The 1,493-nt window shown below is 70.3% G+C and carries 5 protein-coding genes; 2 read left to right on the top strand and 3 right to left on the bottom strand.

Annotated elements, in window-relative coordinates:
- Positions 1–192 (top strand): chorismate-binding protein (locus KUTG_RS56780; protein WP_369794528.1); only part of this gene is annotated, 192 nt, incomplete at its 5' end.
- Positions 193–201: 9 nt separating this feature from the next.
- Here KUTG_RS56780 and KUTG_RS56775 read toward each other — a convergent pair.
- Genes KUTG_RS56775 through KUTG_RS29620 form a run of 3 tightly spaced genes read right to left on the bottom strand, consistent with a single transcriptional unit; the run spans position 202 to position 957 of the window.
- Positions 202–411: an alpha/beta hydrolase gene (locus tag KUTG_RS56775; protein ID WP_157494853.1), complete on the bottom strand. Its 210-nt coding sequence runs from the start codon at positions 409–411 to the stop codon at positions 202–204.
- A complete protein-coding gene (locus KUTG_RS29625) occupies positions 392–646 on the bottom strand; it encodes a hypothetical protein (protein WP_043721380.1) in 255 nt (84 codons plus the stop codon). The genes KUTG_RS56775 and KUTG_RS29625 overlap by 20 nt, the downstream gene beginning before the upstream one ends.
- On the bottom strand, positions 631–957 hold the full coding sequence (locus KUTG_RS29620; RefSeq protein ID WP_198047352.1) for an alpha/beta fold hydrolase: 327 nt from the start codon (positions 955–957) through the stop codon (positions 631–633). Before KUTG_RS29620 ends, KUTG_RS29625 begins: the two co-directional genes overlap by 16 nt.
- A 179-nt stretch (positions 958–1,136) precedes the next feature.
- On the opposite strand from KUTG_RS29620, the gene KUTG_RS29615 reads away from it, so the two are divergent.
- On the top strand, positions 1,137–1,493 hold a 357-nt coding region (locus KUTG_RS29615), incomplete at its 3' end, for a GNAT family N-acetyltransferase (RefSeq protein WP_052395563.1).

The following is a 1,493-nucleotide window of genomic DNA, read 5'->3' as shown; positions in this document are numbered from 1 at the left end:
CGTTATGCAGGGCCGGTCGGCTGGGTCGACGCCAGCGGCGACGGCGAGGTCGGCATTGCGCTGCGGTGCGCCCAGGTCGCGGATTCCTCGGTGCGGCTGTTCGCCGGCGGCGGCGTCGTGCCCGGATTCCGATCCCGACACCGAGGTCGCCGAGGCGGCCGCCAAGATGATCCCGATCAGGGACGCCCTTGAGCGCGCCGACTAGCAGCGCACGTCGTCGGCCGGCTTGGTGCCGTCCGTCAGGAACCTGGTCGTGAGGTCGTCGAGACAGGCGTTGCCGGTCAACAGATAGGCCCCGTGGCCGCCTTCGTTCGCGGTGATCATCCGGGCCCGGTTGCCCAGCGCTTTGCGCATGGCGAGCGCGCCCTCGATCGGCGTCGCCGGGTCACGTTTATTCGCGGGTCTGCTCACGGAAAGTGTTGCCGGACAACGGACCCGTCTTGGTCGACAGCGGCGTTGCGTCCAGCAGGGAGGCCAGTTTCAGGTAGGTCGCCCGCACGCCGTCCGGTGTCGCGCCGAGGTGGTAGGTCGCGTCCTGCGCCGCCGCCCAGCTCTCGAAGTCCGGGAACCGCTCGGCCGTGCCGACGGCGAAGTTCCGGAACGTGTTGCGCCACACGCCACTCGGCTCGTTCACGCTGTCCAGCACCGCACGATCCGTGCGCTGCGGGTACATCGTGGCGTAGACCGCGCGATCATCTTCGCTTCCGTGACCGCATCGGCGATCGACCCGTCCGGCGCGCTGTGGCCCGTGCCGCGCGGATCGAAGCCGATCAGGTCGTATTCGTCCGTCACGCTCTTCGGCAACGCGACCTGTAGTGGCATCAGGATACCCGGCGCACCCGGGCCGCCCGGATTCATCAGCAGCACGCCGCGCCGCCGGCCCGTGGCCTTGTGCCGGGAAACCTCGATGCCGATCTTCGCCCCGTCCGGGTGCTGGTAGTCCAGCGGCACCTGCACCGAGGTGCACTCCAGCGGCACGCCGTCCGGACAGGGCTGCCACTGCGGCGTTTCCGGCATTCCCCCGTAATCAGGCCGGCCGCCATGGCCGGCGTGACCAGTATCTTCGTGAAAGTCACTTCATCGACTGTCCCAGAGACTCCGGGGGCCGTGTGCGGCGAGTCATCGAGACGTCACGGATGCGGTTGCGCTGCTTCGAGCCGGCGGACCTGGCCGAGCTGCACGCGATCTTCAGCGATCCCCGGACGCACACGATCGGCAGCGGCCCGTTCACCACGGTCGAGCAGACCGCCGGGTGGATCGACCGCCGGATGCTGGCCATGCGCACGAGCGGGCTGGCCTGGTACGGCCTGCGCCTGCGCGACGGCGGCCGGCTGGTCGGCAACTGCGGGATCTTCGCCGGTCGGACCGGGGCCGACGAGCCCGAGATCGGCTACGAGATCCGCCATGACGGCCGAGGACGCGGACTGGCCGGCGAAGCCGCGCGAGCGGTGCTGGCGGAGTGCTTCGCGGCCGGTGTCCGGCGGGTGTGGGCC

The sequence above is a fragment of the Kutzneria sp. 744 genome (assembly GCF_000568255.1).
Taxonomy (GTDB): Bacteria; Actinomycetota; Actinomycetes; order Mycobacteriales; family Pseudonocardiaceae; genus Kutzneria.
This window is presented reverse-complemented; position numbering and strand designations above follow the sequence as displayed.